At 55.6% G+C, this 17282-nt stretch carries 17 protein-coding genes; 14 read left to right on the forward strand and 3 right to left on the reverse strand.

Annotation, left to right across the window (positions count from 1 at the left end; all coding sequences use genetic code 11):
- Positions 1-88: 88 nt before the first annotated feature.
- The 4 genes from ACORNT_RS11455 to ACORNT_RS11470 all read left to right on the forward strand — a co-directional run bounded on the left by ACORNT_RS11455 (position 89) and on the right by ACORNT_RS11470 (position 4849).
- Positions 89-1558: a carotenoid oxygenase family protein gene (locus ACORNT_RS11455; protein ID WP_321390730.1), complete on the forward strand. Its 1470-nt coding sequence runs from the start codon at positions 89-91 to the stop codon at positions 1556-1558.
- A gap of 125 nt (positions 1559-1683) precedes the next feature.
- Positions 1684-2928 carry a multidrug effflux MFS transporter gene (locus ACORNT_RS11460; RefSeq protein WP_321390733.1) on the forward strand — a complete coding sequence of 415 codons (1245 nt, stop codon included), beginning with the start codon at positions 1684-1686 and terminating at the stop codon, positions 2926-2928.
- Positions 2929-2933: 5 nt separating this feature from the next.
- On the forward strand, positions 2934-4493 hold the full coding sequence (locus ACORNT_RS11465) for an FAD-binding oxidoreductase (protein WP_321398079.1): 1560 nt from the start codon (positions 2934-2936) through the stop codon (positions 4491-4493).
- A gap of 14 nt (positions 4494-4507) precedes the next feature.
- Positions 4508-4849, forward strand: a complete 342-nt coding sequence (locus ACORNT_RS11470; RefSeq protein WP_321390736.1) for a cytochrome c — start codon at positions 4508-4510, stop codon at positions 4847-4849.
- 8 nt (positions 4850-4857) lie between these two features.
- Here ACORNT_RS11470 and ACORNT_RS11475 read toward each other — a convergent pair whose 3' ends face one another.
- A complete protein-coding gene (locus ACORNT_RS11475) occupies positions 4858-5355 on the reverse strand; it encodes a nuclear transport factor 2 family protein (RefSeq protein WP_321390739.1) in 498 nt (165 codons plus the stop codon).
- Positions 5356-5457: 102 nt separating this feature from the next.
- Here ACORNT_RS11475 and ACORNT_RS11480 point away from each other — a divergent pair, with 102 nt between their 5' ends.
- From ACORNT_RS11480 to ACORNT_RS11525, 10 genes are all read left to right on the forward strand, one after another.
- Positions 5458-6366 carry an SDR family oxidoreductase gene (locus ACORNT_RS11480; protein WP_321390742.1) on the forward strand — a complete coding sequence of 303 codons (909 nt, stop codon included), beginning with the start codon at positions 5458-5460 and terminating at the stop codon, positions 6364-6366.
- A 16-nt stretch (positions 6367-6382) separates the two neighbouring features.
- Positions 6383-8581: a PQQ-dependent dehydrogenase, methanol/ethanol family gene (locus ACORNT_RS11485; protein WP_321390745.1), complete on the forward strand. Its 2199-nt coding sequence runs from the start codon at positions 6383-6385 to the stop codon at positions 8579-8581.
- A 57-nt stretch (positions 8582-8638) separates the two neighbouring features.
- On the forward strand, positions 8639-10114 hold the full coding sequence (locus tag ACORNT_RS11490) for an aldehyde dehydrogenase (RefSeq protein WP_321390748.1): 1476 nt from the start codon (positions 8639-8641) through the stop codon (positions 10112-10114).
- A 4-nt stretch (positions 10115-10118) separates the two neighbouring features.
- Positions 10119-10538 (forward strand): hypothetical protein, encoded by a 420-nt coding sequence (locus tag ACORNT_RS11495; protein WP_321390751.1) that lies wholly within the window; start codon positions 10119-10121, stop codon positions 10536-10538.
- A gap of 83 nt (positions 10539-10621) precedes the next feature.
- A complete protein-coding gene (locus tag ACORNT_RS11500; RefSeq protein WP_321390754.1) occupies positions 10622-11128 on the forward strand; it encodes a MarR family winged helix-turn-helix transcriptional regulator in 507 nt (168 codons plus the stop codon).
- 130 nt (positions 11129-11258) lie between these two features.
- The gene (locus tag ACORNT_RS11505; RefSeq protein ID WP_321390758.1) at positions 11259-11645 is read left to right on the forward strand and encodes a nuclear transport factor 2 family protein; all 387 of its coding nucleotides are present in this window, start codon (positions 11259-11261) and stop codon (positions 11643-11645) included.
- An 11-nt stretch (positions 11646-11656) separates the two neighbouring features.
- Positions 11657-12403: an SDR family oxidoreductase gene (locus ACORNT_RS11510; protein WP_321390761.1), complete on the forward strand. Its 747-nt coding sequence runs from the start codon at positions 11657-11659 to the stop codon at positions 12401-12403.
- Between the two features lies 1 nt (position 12404).
- Positions 12405-12908: a DUF3237 domain-containing protein gene (locus ACORNT_RS11515; RefSeq protein ID WP_321390764.1), complete on the forward strand. Its 504-nt coding sequence runs from the start codon at positions 12405-12407 to the stop codon at positions 12906-12908.
- 18 nt (positions 12909-12926) lie between these two features.
- On the forward strand, positions 12927-13757 hold the full coding sequence (locus tag ACORNT_RS11520) for an SDR family oxidoreductase (protein ID WP_321390767.1): 831 nt from the start codon (positions 12927-12929) through the stop codon (positions 13755-13757).
- 287 nt (positions 13758-14044) lie between these two features.
- The gene (locus tag ACORNT_RS11525) at positions 14045-14647 is read left to right on the forward strand and encodes a proprotein convertase P-domain-containing protein (protein ID WP_321390769.1); all 603 of its coding nucleotides are present in this window, start codon (positions 14045-14047) and stop codon (positions 14645-14647) included.
- Positions 14648-14716: 69 nt separating this feature from the next.
- On the opposite strand, the gene ACORNT_RS11530 is transcribed toward ACORNT_RS11525, so the two are convergent.
- The gene (locus tag ACORNT_RS11530) at positions 14717-16435 is read right to left on the reverse strand and encodes an NAD(P)/FAD-dependent oxidoreductase (RefSeq protein WP_321390771.1); all 1719 of its coding nucleotides are present in this window, start codon (positions 16433-16435) and stop codon (positions 14717-14719) included.
- A 77-nt stretch (positions 16436-16512) separates the two neighbouring features.
- A complete protein-coding gene (locus ACORNT_RS11535; RefSeq protein WP_321390774.1) occupies positions 16513-17280 on the reverse strand; it encodes an SDR family NAD(P)-dependent oxidoreductase in 768 nt (255 codons plus the stop codon).
- Positions 17281-17282: the final 2 nt, after the last annotated feature.

Here is a 17282-nt window from a genome sequence, read left to right on the forward strand (position 1 = left end):
TATAATCGTAACATTTGTTATTATTAAGTCACGCCATTATAATTTGTAAATGTAAATGGCCGGAGGTTTGGGACAAGGAGGACAAGGGATGAAGCTTTTTCCATCGACTATTCATTTTACCGGGCTTAATACGCCTGTTCGCGCCGAGGCATCAGTCAGGGATCTTATCGTCGAGGGAGAAATTCCGTCGGACATCCAGGGCGCGTTTTTTCGTGCCGTGCCGGATCCGGCTCATCCGCCCATGTTTGAGGATGATGTGGCCCTTTCCGCTGATGGTATGGTCGCGAAGTTCATGTTCGAAAATGGAAACGTGGACTACGACATCCGGTATGTCGAAACCGCGCGATACCAGGCGGAGAAAAAAGCGCGCAAGGCTCTGTTCGGGAAGTATCGTAATCCCTTCACCGATGATCCTTCCGTAAAAGGGGTGGACCGTACGGTATCCAACACTACACCTATCTGGCATGCCGGACGACTGTTTATGACCAAGGAAGACGGGCGTGCCTATGAAATCAATCCCCATACGCTGGAGACCCTCGGGTCATGGGATTATCACGGGGCGCTCAAGTCGCAGACCATGACGGCACATGCCCGCATTGATCCCGACACCGGGGAGATGTTCTTTTTCGGGTATGAGGCAGGCGGATTGTGCAGCCGGGAGATTTCTTATTGTATCGCCGACAAGGAAGGTAATCTGGTCTCCGAGCAATGGTTTGAGGCGCCCTATGTCTCCGCCATGCATGATTTTGTCATTACCGAGAAATACGCCATCTTCCCGCTCTTCCCGACCACCGCCGATCTGGACCGACTGAAGGCAGGAGGGGCCCACTGGGCCCACCAGCAGGACCTGGAAAGCTGGGTGGCTGTGATGCCCCGGTACGGCAAGGTGGAAGACATCCGCTGGTTCAAGGGACGGCAAGGTGTCTCCTGTTTCCATCTGATCAACGCCTTCGATGAGGGTGATTTGATCCATATGGATCTGTGCCTGTCGGACACCAATGCCTTCCCTTTCATGCGTGAAGCCGGGGGCATTCACTGTAACCAGTCCGAAATCGGCGGCGGTCTGATTCGCTGGACAGTGGATATGTCCAAGGATGGCGACGACATTGTAGAGACACCGCTTGGTCCGCCGGGTGATATGCCGCGCCTGCGCGACAGGGACCAGGGCAGGCCCTATGATTCCGCCTGGTATCTGAGTATGAATCCGGAAGGCGGACCACCGCTACCGGGTGGACCGGTCGGCGTGGCCTTCAATGCCCTTTTGCGGATCGAGCCTAAAACCCGTCGCCTCGACATGATGCCGCTTGGTTTCGGTATGGGACTGAATGAACCGGTGCATATACCGGCCAAAGATCCGGCCCATGAAGGCTGGCTCATGATGGTCGTGGACCGGCAGGTTGAGGATAATGTTTTTGAATCCGAGCTCTGGATTGTTGATGCCGGCAATGTGTCAGCGGGGGCCGTGGCCAGGGTGCTGCTGCCGCTTCCGATGAAGGCGCAGGTGCACGGCTGGTGGGTGTCGGCCGCACAGCTTGCCCAGGCCAAACACGGAGAATAATTTCTTTCGGGAATAGATCAAATTTCCTCCAGTGTCCCAGACCTTTGCAGGCAGGTGCACTGGAGGCATTATAAATATATCATTTGTTATGGTTTTAATGCCGATCATATATGGGACCTGAAAGTATGGCCGAGACAGGAACACAGACGATCAGCCGGTCCTCGATGCTGCATCTCGGGCTTGTCCTCGGCCTTCTGTCGGCAATCGGGCCGATCTCAATTGATCTCTATCTGCCGGCTTTTCCGGCCATGGCCCGGGAGTTTGAGGCGTCACCGGACCAGGTGCAAATGACCCTGTCGGTGTTCTTCTTTGCGCTTGCCGTAGCACAGATTCCGGTTGGACTGTTCGGAGATCGATTTGGACGAAAGCTGCCGCTGTATATCGGCCTTGGCTTGTTTGTCGCCGCTTCCATCGCCTGTGCTGCCAGTACAGGAATTACACAGTTGATCTTACTGCGGTTCATGCAGGGGTTCGGGATCTGCGCGGGGACGGCAGTCTCCCGGGCGATGATACGTGATCTGGCGTCCGGCCATCATGCAGCGCGTTTGATGGCAAACAGTTTTCTGATTATTGGCATTTCACCGATCCTGGCGCCGCTGGCGGGCAGTTTCCTGATGACAGTCCTGCCATGGAGGGGGCTTTTTCTGGTCCTGGCCTTAATTGGCGTATCGGCTGTTTTTCTTGTGCGTTTTTACCTTCCTGAATCGCTGCCGCCCTCGGCCCGGATCAAAAGGGAAACTTCAATTCTGTCCCATTACAGTGATATTCTGACGAACAGAAGATTTTTTGAGAGCGCCTTAGTCGCGGGTATCGCCACCATCATTCCATACACTTATGTCACCGGGGCACCCTTCATTTTCACCGACATGTTTGGCCTTTCGAGCATGGAATTCAGCTTTCTTCTGGCCATCAACGCACTCTGTTCCATTGTGGCTACACAGTTTTCCCCCGGTCTTATGAGAATATGGGGACCGAAAGTGCTGCTGCGCCGGGTGGGCCTTTCCGGAGTTGTTGCTACTCTTGTGCTCGGCGTGATTATTTTGATGGGTGAGGAAAACCTGTTGATTTTTATGATCTATTCCATGTTTGTCTTCCTGTTTGCGGGGCTCATGCTGACCCCGGCTGCTGTGGCGGCTCTTGATACCATTAAACAGAATGTGGGGGCTGCGACCGGCGTGCTTGGTACGATCCAGCTTATGTGTACGGCAGGGGCCAGCGCTGCAATATCCTGGCTTCCCGAGACAACTCTGGTGCCTCTTGCGGGGATAATGGGAAGTGCCTTTGTATTATCCTGTATACTGACATCGAAACGGATGGCCGGATCGACGGCCCCGGGTGTGGCTGACAAAGAAATAAAAAGGAGAGATTAATTTTGGTGAAAACTGACCTGCCCGACGGGCTTACTCCAGGCGGATTGAGGGCGGCTCTCAGGGGCTTTGCTTCCGTCGTTGGCGAAAGCAACCTGTTTTTTGCAGAGGAAGACATTGACAGTTACGCCGACAAATTTGCCGTCAATGATGAATTTCATCGGGCCCTGGGGGCAATTGCGCCGTCAAGTGCCGAGGAAATACAGGTCATTGTCAGAATCGCGGCGGAACATAAAGTGCCGCTGTGGCCGATCAGTCGCGGTAAAAACCTTGGTTATGGCGGCTCCGCGCCGCTTTTGTCAGGTTCAGTCGTTCTTGACCTTTCACGGATGAAAAAGATCGAGGTCGATGAAGAAAACGGCACGGTGCTCCTTGAGCCCGGTGTCGGCTTTTATGACCTTTATGATTACCTGCAGGAAAATAACATCAAACTGTGGATGTCCGTGCCCGGCAACAGCTGGGGCTCGGTTGTCGGTAACGCGCTTGATCGTGGCATGGGATATACGCCTTACGGGGACCACACCTCAAAGATCTGCGGCATGGAGGTGGTGCTGCCGGACGGGGACCTTGTGCGTACCGGCATGGGGGCGTTGACGGACTCACCGACATGGCTGCTGTACCGATACGGATTTGGCCCGGCCTGGGACCAGATGTTTGTCCAGTCAAATTTTGGCATTGTCACCAAAATGGGCCTGTGGCTGATGCCGGAGCCGGAATCAGTGATGGGAATGGATGTTGAATTTGATAACCCGGAAGATCTGGGCCCACTGATCGATACCATCGGACCGCTAAGGCGTGAGGGGCTCCTTCAGCAATCCCCGACCATCGGCAACTGGCTTCGGGCCGCCGCCATCCTGACGACACGGGATGAATGGACGGACAAACCGGGCGCCCTGTCCGATGATGTTATTGCGGCGATCCGGAAGAAATACGGCATGGGCTGGTGGGGTGTCAGCCTGAGGCTCTATGGCCGGGAAGGCGTCAACAAGGCGGCCTATGCCATTCTGGAAAAGGCGATGACGGATCTGAAGCCGATGAAGCTCCGGCCGACGTCATGGCGCCAGGGGGAACAGATGGAAAAAAGCGGCTGGGTCGGTGTGCCCCTGACATTCCCCATGCAGAATGCCAACTGGCATGGCGGACGGGGCGGGCACATCGGTTTCTCACCGGTGCTGCCTCAATCCGGCAAGCTGGCCATGCGCCAGTTCCAGCGCACCTATGCCCGCTACAAGGAATTTGGGATGGATTATCAGGCCAGCTTTGCCTTCGGTGAACGCCACCTCATCAACGTCAATGCGGTGCTGATCAACAAGGACGACCCGGCTATGATGACCAGGGTGGATCCCTTCCTGCGCAGCCTGATCAGTGATGCCCGCGAAGAAGGGTACGGGGAATACCGGACTCATCTTGATTATATGGATACGGTGGCGGCGACATACGACTTCAATGACCATGCGCTGCTCAGGCTCAATGAGAAGGTCAAGAATGCTCTTGACCCGGGCGGTATTATCGCCCCCGGCAAAAGCGGTGTCTGGCCGAAGAGATATGACGGGGAGAGGACAAAATGAGCAGGGGAACTGTTATGAGAATTAAAGCCCGTCGTCTGGTTGTTCTGGTGATGCTTTCGGGTGTGTTCACTGTCTGCGCACGGGGCGAAGAACCTGCAGATCGGGCGGTTGACGGCAAGGCTCTGTTTCATGAAAAATGCGCCATGTGCCACCGGGTGATGGGCATGGGGACCGGTTTATTGGCCCGTCGTGTGGATCAGCCCCTTCTTGAGGAACGAACTGACCTGACGGCTGAGTATCTGATGGAGGCCGCCCGCGGCGGCATCGGCAATATGCCGGCCATACCGCGCGGCGAGGTCTCGGACGAACAGATGCAGGCCATAGCCCGCTATCTGTCCGGCCAGAACAAAAAATAGAGTGCGGGCTATTTCCTGATTTTGAGGGAGTCGGGACGTTTGCGCGGCACCCATTGACCGTGGCCCGGGAAATTCTTGAGGATTTCCCCGTCCCACAGACGGATTGTCCGACGCTTGAAACGCCATTTGCCGTCATCGCATTTCACCGCCAGATCGTCATAATAGCCGGTGAAGCGGAGCAGGTAAGGGGGTTCACCTTCGCATTCGGTGACAAAGGCAAAGCCGCGCATTTTGACAGAACCGTCGTCCTGCGGAAAATACTGGATCTGGGTGACATGGTGCTGGCGGCCGGGAAAGCCGGGGGCGTTACGGTAATGTTCGGCGATAGCGCGGATGCCGTCGTGACCTTCCCAGATATCCGGGTCCTCGAATACCTCTTCCACCATACGGGCGTCCGGGGTAAAGCAGGCGACCAGCGCCTCTACATCGCCTGTGTCCAGGGCCCAGCTGTAGGCGGCGATCAGATCCTGTAATGCCAGCCTGTCTTCAATCTTCAGTTTCACCATGTTCCTCCCTTTAATTCGTTTGTTAGGTCTTGAATTAATAATAACATATGTTACAGTTGTAAACAAGAATTGACCCGTAACCGGGTATCAGGGAGTTGTTTCATGATTATTATTACAGGGGCCTCTGGCCAGTTTGGCCGTGCTGCGGCCGAATTGCTTCTTCAAAAAGTACCCGCAGGTCAGATTATCCTGACGTCGCGCAGTCCTGAAAAACTTGCAGAGTTTAAAAAGCAGGGCGCTCATGTGCGTTATGCGGACTTCGATGACACGGAGTCACTTGGTTCTGCCTTTGAGGGCGGCACCAAAATGCTGCTGATCAGTACGGCCCGGGTCGGCACCCGCGTCTCACAGCATCGCAATGCAATCGAGGCTGCTGTTGCGGCCGGTGTCAATCATATTGCCTACACTTCCATCATCAGTGCGGATGAACCTGACAACCCGGCGATCGTAAAGCTTGATCACCGGGCGACCGAGGAAATCATGGAGCAGTCCGGCGCCGACTGGACCTTCCTCAGGGACAGCCAGTATGCGGAAGCCATCGCCGGCGCCATGGTGCCGGGGGCGCTGATTGCGGGCAAGCTGCCTGATAACTGCGGCGAAGGCAAGGTGGCTTTTGTGTCACGTGATGACTGTGTGGCGGTTGCGGTCGGTGTGCTGACCCAGGAAGGACATCGAAACAAGGCCTACGATCTGACCGGGCCGGAGTTATTGACCATTCCTGAGGCCATGGCCATTGCCGGCGAAATTATCGGAAGGCCTATCGAAGTGGTCCCGGCCGGCGACGAAGATATGTTTGCCTATTTCGACTCCCTTGGTGCCCCGCGCCATGCCAGTGATATTGTGCCGGACGGACCGATCCCCTGGTCAAGCGACGACATGGTGACTTTCGGTCAGGCGATCAGGGAAGGCTATTTCAACAAGATTAATGACAATGTAGAGCGTATTTCCGGCAAAGCTCCCAAGTCTTTGCGTGAGGTCATGCTGACGCACAGGCATTTGTGGCCGGTGTAAAGGGAAGTAGAGACGAATGAATGAATTTGCAAAGCTGCTCCTGTCAGCAGTACTGGGGCTTTCATGCGTTGCCTGTGTCGAGACCGGCGACGAGTCAATCCAGGCAATTGGTGCTGGTGACAACTGGCCTTTGCCGGGTGGCGATGAAAGTGACAGTCATTATTCCCGTCTTACAGATATCAACAAGGAAAATGTGAACAGTCTCGGGCTTGCCTGGTCCTATGAACTCGGCAGCAACCGGGTACAGGAAGCAACCCCGGTTGTTATTGACGGTATCATGTATACAAGCGGCAACCTGGGCCGGGTCTTCGCCCTCAATGCCACCACCGGCGAGGAACTCTGGCTGTTTGAACCCGAAGTGGATATGCAGGTCAACCGGGTGGTTTGCTGTGATCAGGCAAACCGGGGCGTTGCCCTTGCGGATGGCAAAATAATTGTCGGTGCGCTGGATGGCATATTATACGCACTGGATCAAAAGACCGGTGAAATTGTCTGGCGGGTGGATACCATTGTCGATCGCGAGCGGGGCTATTCAAGCACCGGTGCGCCTGAAGTGGCCGGCGATCTTGTTCTGATCGGCAATGCCGGGTCCGAGTTTGATGTGCGCGGGTATGTCAGTGCTTACCATATATCAGACGGATCATTGGCCTGGCGCTTCTATACCATACCCCATGATCCCGGCGAGGGCCCGCAGGAAACAGAAGACCTCGAACATGCCCTGGAGACCTGGGGGGAGAACAGCCGCTGGGATATTGGTGGCGGCGGCACCGTTTGGGACGCCATTGTGTACGATTCCCGGTTTGATACCGTTTATATAGGTACAGGTAACGGCGGGCCCTATTCCCATGCCGCCCGTTCCGAAGGAGAAGGCGACAACCTCTATCTTTCTTCGATCGTTGCCCTGGATCGGCAGACCGGCAAGCTTAAATGGCACTATCAGGAAACACCGCGTGACAGCTGGGACTTTACGGCGACCCAGCCCATGGTTCTGACCGATATGGAAATCGGCGGGGAGGCGCGTCCGGTCATTATCCATTCGCCCAAAAACGGTTATCTTTATGTGATCGATCGGGAGACCGGTAAACTGCATGCCGCCAATGCACTGGTGAGAACAAGCTGGGCAGACGGTTATGATCTGGAAACCGGCCGGCCGAAACTGACGCCAGAATTTTCCGATTATAGCACCGGACCGAAGATTGTCTTTCCGTCGTCGGCCGGGGCAAGGAACTGGTATCCGCCGGCCTTTGATCCGGAAACAGGCATCTATTACGCCTCCGTGCTGGATATGGGAAACCTGATGTATATGCTCCCCGGCGAACAGCCGCACCGGGAAAGGGGGCTGAACGCCGGGGCTTCCCTGATCTTCACCACCAGTCTTGAGGCATTTCTTCCCAACATGCCGCCGCATCTGAGGGAACAGATTGAAAAATTGCCGCAGATGGAGTGGGTACGGGACAATCCCGGCTATTCCCAGATGCGGGCAATCGATCCGATGACCGGGAAAACCATATGGGCAATCGACAGGGAAGGCTGGCAGGACCGGGCCGGTGCTCTTGTGACAAAATCAGGCCTGTTGTTCCATGGTTCCATTGATGGAAAGTTCTTCGTTCGTGATGCCGCCAGTGGTGAAGTCCTGAAAGAGATCGAAACAGGATCGGCGATTATGGCCGGTGCCTCGACCTACAAGGTGGATGGAGTTCAGTATGTAGCCGTGGCCGCCGGGTGGGGCGGCGGCGGCTGGTCGTTCGTGCCGGATTACAGCGCCCCCTACAGATATGAAAATACCAACCGTATTCTGGTTTTTAAACTGGATGGCGGACCGGTGGAAAAGCCCGCATTATTGCCGCCGCTGGAAGTAGCACCGGAACCGCCGGCGCAGGCTGCAAATGTGACTCCTGAAGTGATCGGCAAAGGGGCCCAGTTGTTTTTTGCCAATTGTGCCTTGTGCCACTCAAATATGGCCCGGTCCATCAGTCCCGACCTGCGGCGCCTGACGCCGGAAAAACATGAGATGTTCAGGGACATACTGCTGGAAGGGCTGCTGGTCGGATTGGGAATGCCGCGCTGGGACGACCTGCTGTCGGAAGAGGATGTAGGAGCGATCCACGCCTATCTGATCGACCTGCAGGGCAAACAACATGCCCGGGAAAAAGCGCTGAAGGAAGCCGGCAAGCCTCTGGATTCCAAAGGCCTGGTGATCATGTCTAATTACTGATGTCTGTCTGTACCCGGAGAAATCCGGTCTGAACACTTGAACAAAAGGAATATGAAGATGGCAATTGTTTTACCTGAGAATGTAAACATCAAGCATCCGGACAAGCTCTTTATCGGCGGGGAATGGGTGTCAGCGACAAGCGGCGGCAGTATTGAAGTTGTCTCTCCGCATACGGAAGAGGTCTGCGCGGTTGTCGCAGAAGCTGGACCGGCTGACGTGAATGCCGCGGTCGCGGCGGCGCGGGAGGCCTTCGACAACGGTCCCTGGCCGACCATGAGCGTGAGTGAGCGGGCAAATGCACTGCGCCGCATGGCGGATATCCTGCGCGGACGGACAGAGGAACTGGCGGCTGCCTTTACCGCAGAAATCGGGGCTCTTGCCAGCTTTGCCCCGATGGCGGCAGGTGGCGCCATCGAGACACTGGCGGCCTATGCCGACATTGGTGAAAACTATGCCTGGGAAACCAGCCAGCCGTCTGTCACTGTGCCCGGTCATACGGCCCACATCATCCGTGAACCGGTGGGGGTTGTGGCCGCCATTGCGCCCTGGAATATGCCCTGTGCCATCATGACCCAGAAGATTGCCCCGGCACTGATAAGCGGCTGTCCGGTGATTATGAAGCCGTCACCGGAAACGCCGCTTGAAGCCTATATCATCGCAGAGGCCGCTGAAGAGGCTGGCCTGCCGTCCGGCGTTGTCAATCTGGTTGCCGCCCACCGCGAGGCTGCGGACCAGCTTGTGCGAAATCCCGGCGTCGATAAAATCAGCTTTACCGGCTCAACCGCTGCTGGTCGCCATATCGCCAGTGTGGCCGGTGCCCGCATGGCCCGGGTGACCCTGGAACTGGGCGGCAAGTCCCCGGCCATCATACTGGATGATTTCCCGACGGAGATGGCCGGAAAGATCCTGGCCCGCACCATTACGATCCTGAGTGGCCAGGTCTGCGCCATGCTGAGCCGGGCCATTGTGCCGGCTCACCGTCATGACGAAATCGCCGAGGCCATTGTTGCAGAGATGAAAAATGTCAAAGTGGGTTCGCCGCTTGATCCGGCCACTGAGATGGGACCGGTGGCCATGAAGCGGCAACTGGAACGCATTGAGCAGTATGTTGAAACAGGCATCAAGGAGGGGGCGACCCTTGCCCATGGCGGGAAAAGGGTGGGGGGTCTGAAGGGCTGTTATTTCGAGCCGACCCTGTTCACCAATGTAGACAACAGCATGACAATCGCCCAGGAGGAAATCTTCGGACCGGTTCTGGCTCTGATCCCCGCCAAGGACATTGATCATGCGGTGGAACTGGCCAATGATACGGAGTACGGCCTCAATTCCTCTGTCTTTACCAATGATGCCAAGGCTGCCTATGCCATCGGTCGCAGGTTGCGGGCGGGCAACATGGCGCAAAATGGCATGAATGCAGACTTTACCCTGCCATTCGGCGGTTTCAAATGTTCCGGGATCGGCCGGGAAGGCGGTGTCGAGGGCATCACGCCCTATGTGGAGACCAAAACCATACTGCTGTTAACCGGGGAATAAGGACATGTTTGATGAAGCCCATTACCGGGAGTATCTGAAATATTTCAACATGCCCGACCATGAAACCCTGCACCGGGAGTTTTTTGCGCCTGATGTGGAACTGGTCACCCTTGGCAATGTGCTGAAGGGCCAGCAGGGAATCCGGGATTTTTATGCCTATTTCCACAGTTGCGTACGGGAACATATTGATCTTATCAAATTCTATCCTACAGAAGGCGGGGCGTGGGTTCATGTGGCCATGCGCCTTGAAGCTTTCGAGGACCTGACTGCCGAGGGACTGGAAAAGATCGGCATTATACGTATGCCGGCCATCCCAAAAGGGACGGTTTATGAAAATGAGATGTTCATTCATTACGAGCTTGATCCGGAAGGAAGGCTCAGGCTGTTACGCTGTGCGGAATATATTCCGCCAGATATGGCTTAATGTGAGATGCTGGGTATGCTTGACTGGAATTGGCAGGCCGAGTAAAACTTCTAAAAGTGGTGATTATGGAAAATATTAGCAAAGTGTCCAAAATTCAAAAAAAGAAAAAAGAAGACATCGAACAAGGGCCCGAGCATACGCTGCACCGGCTTCTGAAGCTGCACAATCGCCTGATTGTCCCGTTTTCGGTTCATGTGGAACGGCAGTTTTCCATCACTATTAACCAGTTCAGGCTCCTGATGCTGATCGGGCGGCTTGGGACAACTGCGAGCCATGAACTCGCGGAAATGACCGGCGTCAACTCCATGAGTGTGAGCCGGGCCATTTCGGAGCTGAAAAAGCAGGGTCGCATCACTGTAGACAGTGACCCCAGTAACAGGCGGCGCAAAACCCTGGCGCTGACGGAAGAAGGTCAGAAGCTCTATGAGGCGCTTCTGCCGTCCACCGAGAAGGTGATGAAATATCTGTTTGCGGCTCTAAAACCGGACGAGGTTATGGCCTTTGACCGCTATGTGGAAACCCTGATAGACGCGTTGGAAGCAACAGACGAAAACGGTCAGTCCCGGTTCCTGGAATATACCCGCCTCTAAAAGTTCATTAATCAGTGATATTGTTGGCAAGGCAAACAATAGTTGCTTGACAGTGTAACGTCACACGAGTTATTTTTTTATAACAAATGTTATAATAAAAATTGAGGTACAGACCTACAGGGGACGGGACATGCGAACAAGGGAAGAGCAACAGAATCTTGACCTGGTTCTGGAGATGTTTGAAGCGGTTCTGCGGCCGTTAAATGCGGATGCCGTCGATAAGTATATTTCACCCGATTATATCCAGCACAGCGCCCTGGCCGAACCGGGGCGGGAAAGCCTGAAATCCTATCTCAGGGTGATCAGCAAGCAACATCCCGATGCGACACAGGATATGAAGCGCTGCTTTGTGGATGGGGATCATGTGATCCTTCATTATCATGTGCGGCCGGACCCCGGGGACGTGGGCTTTGTTGTCGTGGATATTTTCCGGGTTGAGGACGGTATGATTGTCGAACATTGGGACGTGCTGCAGGATATTGTAACGGACGGCCCAAACCCCAATCCGGTATGCTGAAGGAGGCGAAAATGCGATTTAAGGACAAGACGGCGCTGGTTATCGGCGGTAACAGTGGAATTGGCCTCTCTACAGCAAGAGGGCTGTCAGAGGAAGGCGCTAAAGTCTATATCACTGGCCGGAACCCGGAAACACTGGCGGCAGCAGAACAGGAAGTCCCCGGCCTTCGCGCGTTTCAGGCCGATATGGCGGACATCAAGAGCCTGCAGCCGGTACTGGATGTTATCCGTGAAGAAACGGGACGCATTGATAGCCTGTTTGTCAATGCCGGCATTGGAACTTTTATCGGTGTGCGGGACGTCACGCCTGAAATATGGGACCAGGTTCATAACGTTAATCTCAGGGGCGCATTCTTTACCACCCAGTCTGCCCTGCAATTGATGGGCAAGGGCGGGTCGATTGTCATTACCGGCTCCATCGGCAGCAAGCTGGGCATGCCGGGTAATGTTATTTATTCCTCGGCCAAGGCAGGTCTTCGGGCAATGGCACGGATCCTGGCGGTCGAGCTTGTGCAGGAAGGAATCCGCGTCAATGTGGTAAGCCCGGGCCCGATTGAGACACCCCTGATCAACCGCAATGTTGGCATGGACCCGGCCGAGGTCGATGGTCTGAGGCAGCAGATGATTTCCGGTGTGCCGATGAAACGTATGGGGGAACCGGAAGAAGTTGCCCGGGCGGCCCTGTTCCTCGGATCGGATGACGCCAGCTTTATCACCGGTGTGGACCTTTATGTAGATGGCGGAACTCTGGAGCTTTAAAATGACTGATCTTTATTCAACGATGGAAAACCCCCGCCTGGAGTTCGTGATGGAAGTCCGACTGAAATTTCCCACGGTGCAGATGATTGCCAATACCCCGAACGGCGGCAACCGTTCCGCGGTTTATGTCAATGAGGGCACCTTTGAAGGGCCGCGCCTCAGAGGCAGGGCGGTGCCCGGGTCCGGCGGCGATTATGCCTATTTCCGGCCCGATGATGTGGCGGTGTTTGATGCCCGCTACATGCTGGAGGAAGACGATGGCACGCTCATCCTCATCAATAACAAGGGATTCCTGTGGGGACGCCAGCCGGACACCATGACACGCCTGCGCGACTGGGCGTTTAATGACGGTCCGCCTGTCCCGCATGAAGATTATTACCTGCGATGTACGCCCACATTCGAGACAAGCATAGGCAAACACGACTGGCTGACCAAGCATGTCTTTGTCGGCATCGGTGAACGGAAACCTGACGGAAATCTGGTTCGCTATTACGCGCTTGTGTAGTTATTTGGAGAAAAAGCAATGAACTCGGTAAAGGATAAACTGGCCTTCATCACCGGCGGCGCCAGCGGCATCGGCCTTGGTATTGCCCGGGCCCTGCTGGGCGCCGGTGCAAAGGTTATGATTGCGGACTTGCGCGCAGATCATATCGAAAATGCCCTCAATGCTTTGTCGGAGGAAGGATATGGCGACCGGGTGCATTCGATTAATCTTGATGTGACAGATCGGGAAGCCATGGCCGCAGCAGTGGCGGAGACGGAGCGTCTCGGCGGTGTCGATATTCTGGTCAACAACGCTGGTGTCGGGGTCGAGGGACCGTTCAAACAGGCGACCTTTGCCGACTGGGACTTCGGCATAGATGTGAATCTCAGGGGACCGGTGAACGGGGTGCAGCTTTTCCTGCCTGGTATGATTGAACGGGGCCGGGGCGGACATATCGTCAATACGGCTTCCCTGGCCGGCACCCTTGTGATGCCGGGCCGCTTCGCCATCTATGCCACCACCAAGGCGGCGGTGATTGCCTTTTCAGAAGCCATTCGCGGGGATCTTGCCGAAGACAATATCGGCGTGTCAGTTCTCTGTCCCGGTTTTGTTCGCTCCAACATCCATCAGGCTGGCCAGAACCGGCCCGAAAAATACCGCAAGGAAAGTGGTTTTGCGGAAGCCGAGGTGGAACTGTCCCAGCGTCAGGCCGGGGAGGACTGGATGGACCCCAACGAGGTTGGGGACATGGTGCTGAAGGCGATATTGAAGGATCAGCTTTATGTGGTGACCCACGGCAATTTCCGTCCTCAGATGAAGGACCGCTATGAACAGCTCATGGCGGCGACGCCCCCGGATCCCGCTGCCTGAGGAGGCTATAGGTTTTTGAGCATTTTTCACAATTTAGTGAGAAATATCGGTTAAACTTCAGTTTCTTCCGGGATATGTTCAAAAAGCCTGTCCCATAATGGGACGCCCTGCCTGTAAGTGTCTGAATTTTTTACAGTTTCTCCACACCAATAGGTGGTGTGGCTCGTAACTCATTGATTCTTTGTCATAAAAAATGTTGGCACGATTATTGCTTATTTGGTTCGGGAATAACAAACGACAATAAATTTTTGTAAACTAGTCTACGGAACCAGTAAGGGGTTAGAGTAATGAAAAAGTCTATTAAGAATACTGCCGCAGTTGTGGCATTGATGGCCGGTTTTGCCCTGCCGTCTGCAGCCATGGCGACGATTTATACAAACGACACAGATTTCTCCATTGCGGATAATTCAGTCATTCAGAGCGACATCAACGTGGCCGAGACCGGTACGTTGAGCTCCATTACTGTGGAAGCGGGAATCGACCACACCTGGATCGGCGACCTGCGTATCACGCTTGTCGCTGCCGACGGCACTGAAATTACCCTGATGGATCGTCCAGGTCTGGCTGATGATACCTGCTGTGGTACAAGTGCTGATCTGGCTTCTGGAAACCCGCTGATTTTTGATGATGCATCTGTTGTTGCAGCAGAAGATGCAGCCGGTGGCGGCACTTTTGCACCTGATGAGGCCTTGGCAACACTGCTGGGCAGTTCCATCACCGGAACCTGGTCCCTGCTTGTCAATGACCGCCAGGGCGGTGACCAGGGACGTCTGGATTACTGGAGCCTGAACATCAACTGGGAACAGGTTCAGGTATCCGAGCCTGCCAGTCTGGCTCTGCTGGGCTTTGGCCTGGCCGGTGTCGGTCTGGCCCGTCGCCGGAAAGTCTGAATTTTACCACACAGATAAAAAAACGGCTCCGGAATTTCCGGGGCCGTTTTTCTTTTGCCTGTTGGCTTTTTATTTTCGGCCTTCATCCCGGTTTTTGTGGATGATCTGGCCCTCTGTGGGCGAGCTGAGGTTCAGTTTCGGTTTCTTTTTGTCCAGCTTGGCGGTTACCCAGCCGTCATTGAGCATCACCTCCAGCGCCTGAAGGGCATGTTGAAGTCCCAACTGCGGCGTGGCCGCTGTGCCGGTCTTGGCATAATGCTGCAATAACGCCTGTGCGATGGTGGCAATATCACTGTGCTGTCTGAGAACCTCGATCATCAGGGCGTACAGTCCCGTGACCACCAGTTTCTTGTTGCCGCGATGATAGCAGGTGAGGGTTTCCACCCTGCCGTCCTTATACTCCAGGCTGCGGCCTTCCTTCGCCCGGGTCAGGTTAAGCTTGAACTTGTTGAATTTCGAGACCTGCCAGTCCAGTTCCTGGCCCGTAAACATGCCGGTAATCTGTTTTACACCCGCCAGATCCAGCCCGCCGAGACCGGCCTGGCCCTGCACATCGCCGGTAAAGCCGCCGGTGCCGAGCCACTGGAAGGCCTGCCGGGCATCCAGCTTCAGACCGGCGTCTTTGGCGATTTCGCTGGTATAGTCCTGCAGGTCGGTGAACTGGCCGTTGGCGCTGTACCAGAAATCGGCAAAGCGGATATGCTGGTTGATGCGGGTTTTCTGGGTGTCCTCGTAAAATTCCTTCAGGAAGTCCGGATCGTCATAGCCCGCTTCCGTGGCAAGGATGCTGTAGGCCGCTTCCCGGGCGCCTGAATGGGCGAGGGTCAGACCGGCCGCCAGGATCGGGTCGGCAAATCCGCAGCATTCGCCGATCAGGAACCAGTTTTCCCCGGCCATGCGGTCAGACAGGAAGGACCAGTCTTTGGTCGCCTTCACATCGCCGTCCCGTTTGGCATTTTTGGTCAGTTCGGCAATCAGCGGTTCCTTGGCCAGCGCTTCCAGATAAAGCGCCTCGGTGTTCTTGCTTGATGTTTTGACATAGTCTGCCGGACAAATAAAGCCGATGCTGGTGCGGGTGGGGCCAAGCGGAATAAACCAGATCCAGCCCACATCGATGCTTAAGACCTGCACCCGGGTGCCGCCGACGCCGATGGACACCGCCCAGTCCGCATTGTCCCAGTAGTCCCAGAAGGCCACATTGCGCAGTTTGGTCGGGGCATGGGTGGTGACGCCGAGCGCCCGGCGCAGGATGCCGCTGTTGCCGGAGCCGTCCAGATAATATTTCGCCTCGACAATATCCCCGTTGCCCAGTTCGAGGCCGGTGACACGGTCGCCCTCGTACAAAATTTTCGAGACCTTTGTATTCTGGCGCACTTCGGCGCCCAGTTCGGCGGCATGGTCGAGCAGGATCTTGTCATAGACGGCGCGGTCCACCTGAAAGGCGGTCTGCAGGCGCTGGCCCTGATATTTTGCGGGGCGGGCTTCATCGGTGAACTGGTCGATGGGCAGGAATTCAAAGTCCCACAGGTCCGGGCTGTTGCCCCAGCGATAGGTGGCGCCGATCTTGATCGGGAAATCGGCGGCTTCGACCTTGTCCCAGCAGCCCATTTCATCGAGGATTCTACTGATCGGCGGCAACTGGCTTTCGCCCACATGTTCCCGGGGGAAGGTTTCGCGCTCCAGCACCAGGACATTGAGGCCGGGATTATATTTCTTCAACAGGCTGGCGGCGGTGCTGCCGGCCGGCCCGCCACCGATAATGGCCACGTCACAGGTGATGTTACTCAAAAAACTTCCTCCACGATTAACTTTCAATCGTTTTAACCTGATTTGCTGAAGAATCGGTAAAGCGGGGAGGGCAATCGCTAAATCAGCATCCCTCCGGACACTTCAAGGCGCTGGCCGGTGATCCAGCGGCCGTCCTCGGAACAGAGGAAGGCAACCACACCGCCCACATCCTCCGCTTCACCGACCCGGCCCAGAGCCGTTCCGGCGGCAATGCCGGCCACATGGTCCGGGGCCGCATCAAAGCCAGCCCGGTTAAAATCCGTATAAAGGGCGCCGGGGGCGACTGCATTGACGGTGATTTTTCTTTCCCCCACATGTTTGGCGAGATATCGGGCAAAGGTTTCCAGCGCCGCCTTGCCCATGGAATAGGCCATCATGACCGGGAAGGTAAAGCGGGTCAGGCCGGAGCCGACCACCAGGATGCGTCCGCCGTCATTAAGCCGGGGCAGCATTTTCTGGGTCAGGAACAGCACGCTTTTCAGGTTGGTGTTCATCTGACGGTCATAGGCTTCCTCGCTAATGTCCTCGATCATTTGCGGCTCGATCATGCCCGCGTTGTTGATCAGGAAATCCAGCTTGTCGCGTCCCCAGACCTTTTTCAAAAGGCCGTCCACGTCGCCCACCAGCCGGTCGAGTTCGGCGGTGCCGTTCAGATCCACCTGAAGAATTTCCGCCTTGCGGCCAAGGCCTTCGACGAGTTTTTTGACCTCTTCCGCCTGTTCCTTTTCCTTGCGGTAGGTCAGGATGATATCGGCGCCGTCCTGGGCCAGTCGTTCGACGACCTCCCGGCCGAGGCTGCGGCTGCCGCCGGTGACCAGGGCGATTTTTCCGTTTAGTCTGCTCATGT

It is taken from the genome of Emcibacter sp. (assembly GCF_963675455.1).
Classification (GTDB): Bacteria; Pseudomonadota; Alphaproteobacteria; order Sphingomonadales; family Emcibacteraceae; genus Emcibacter.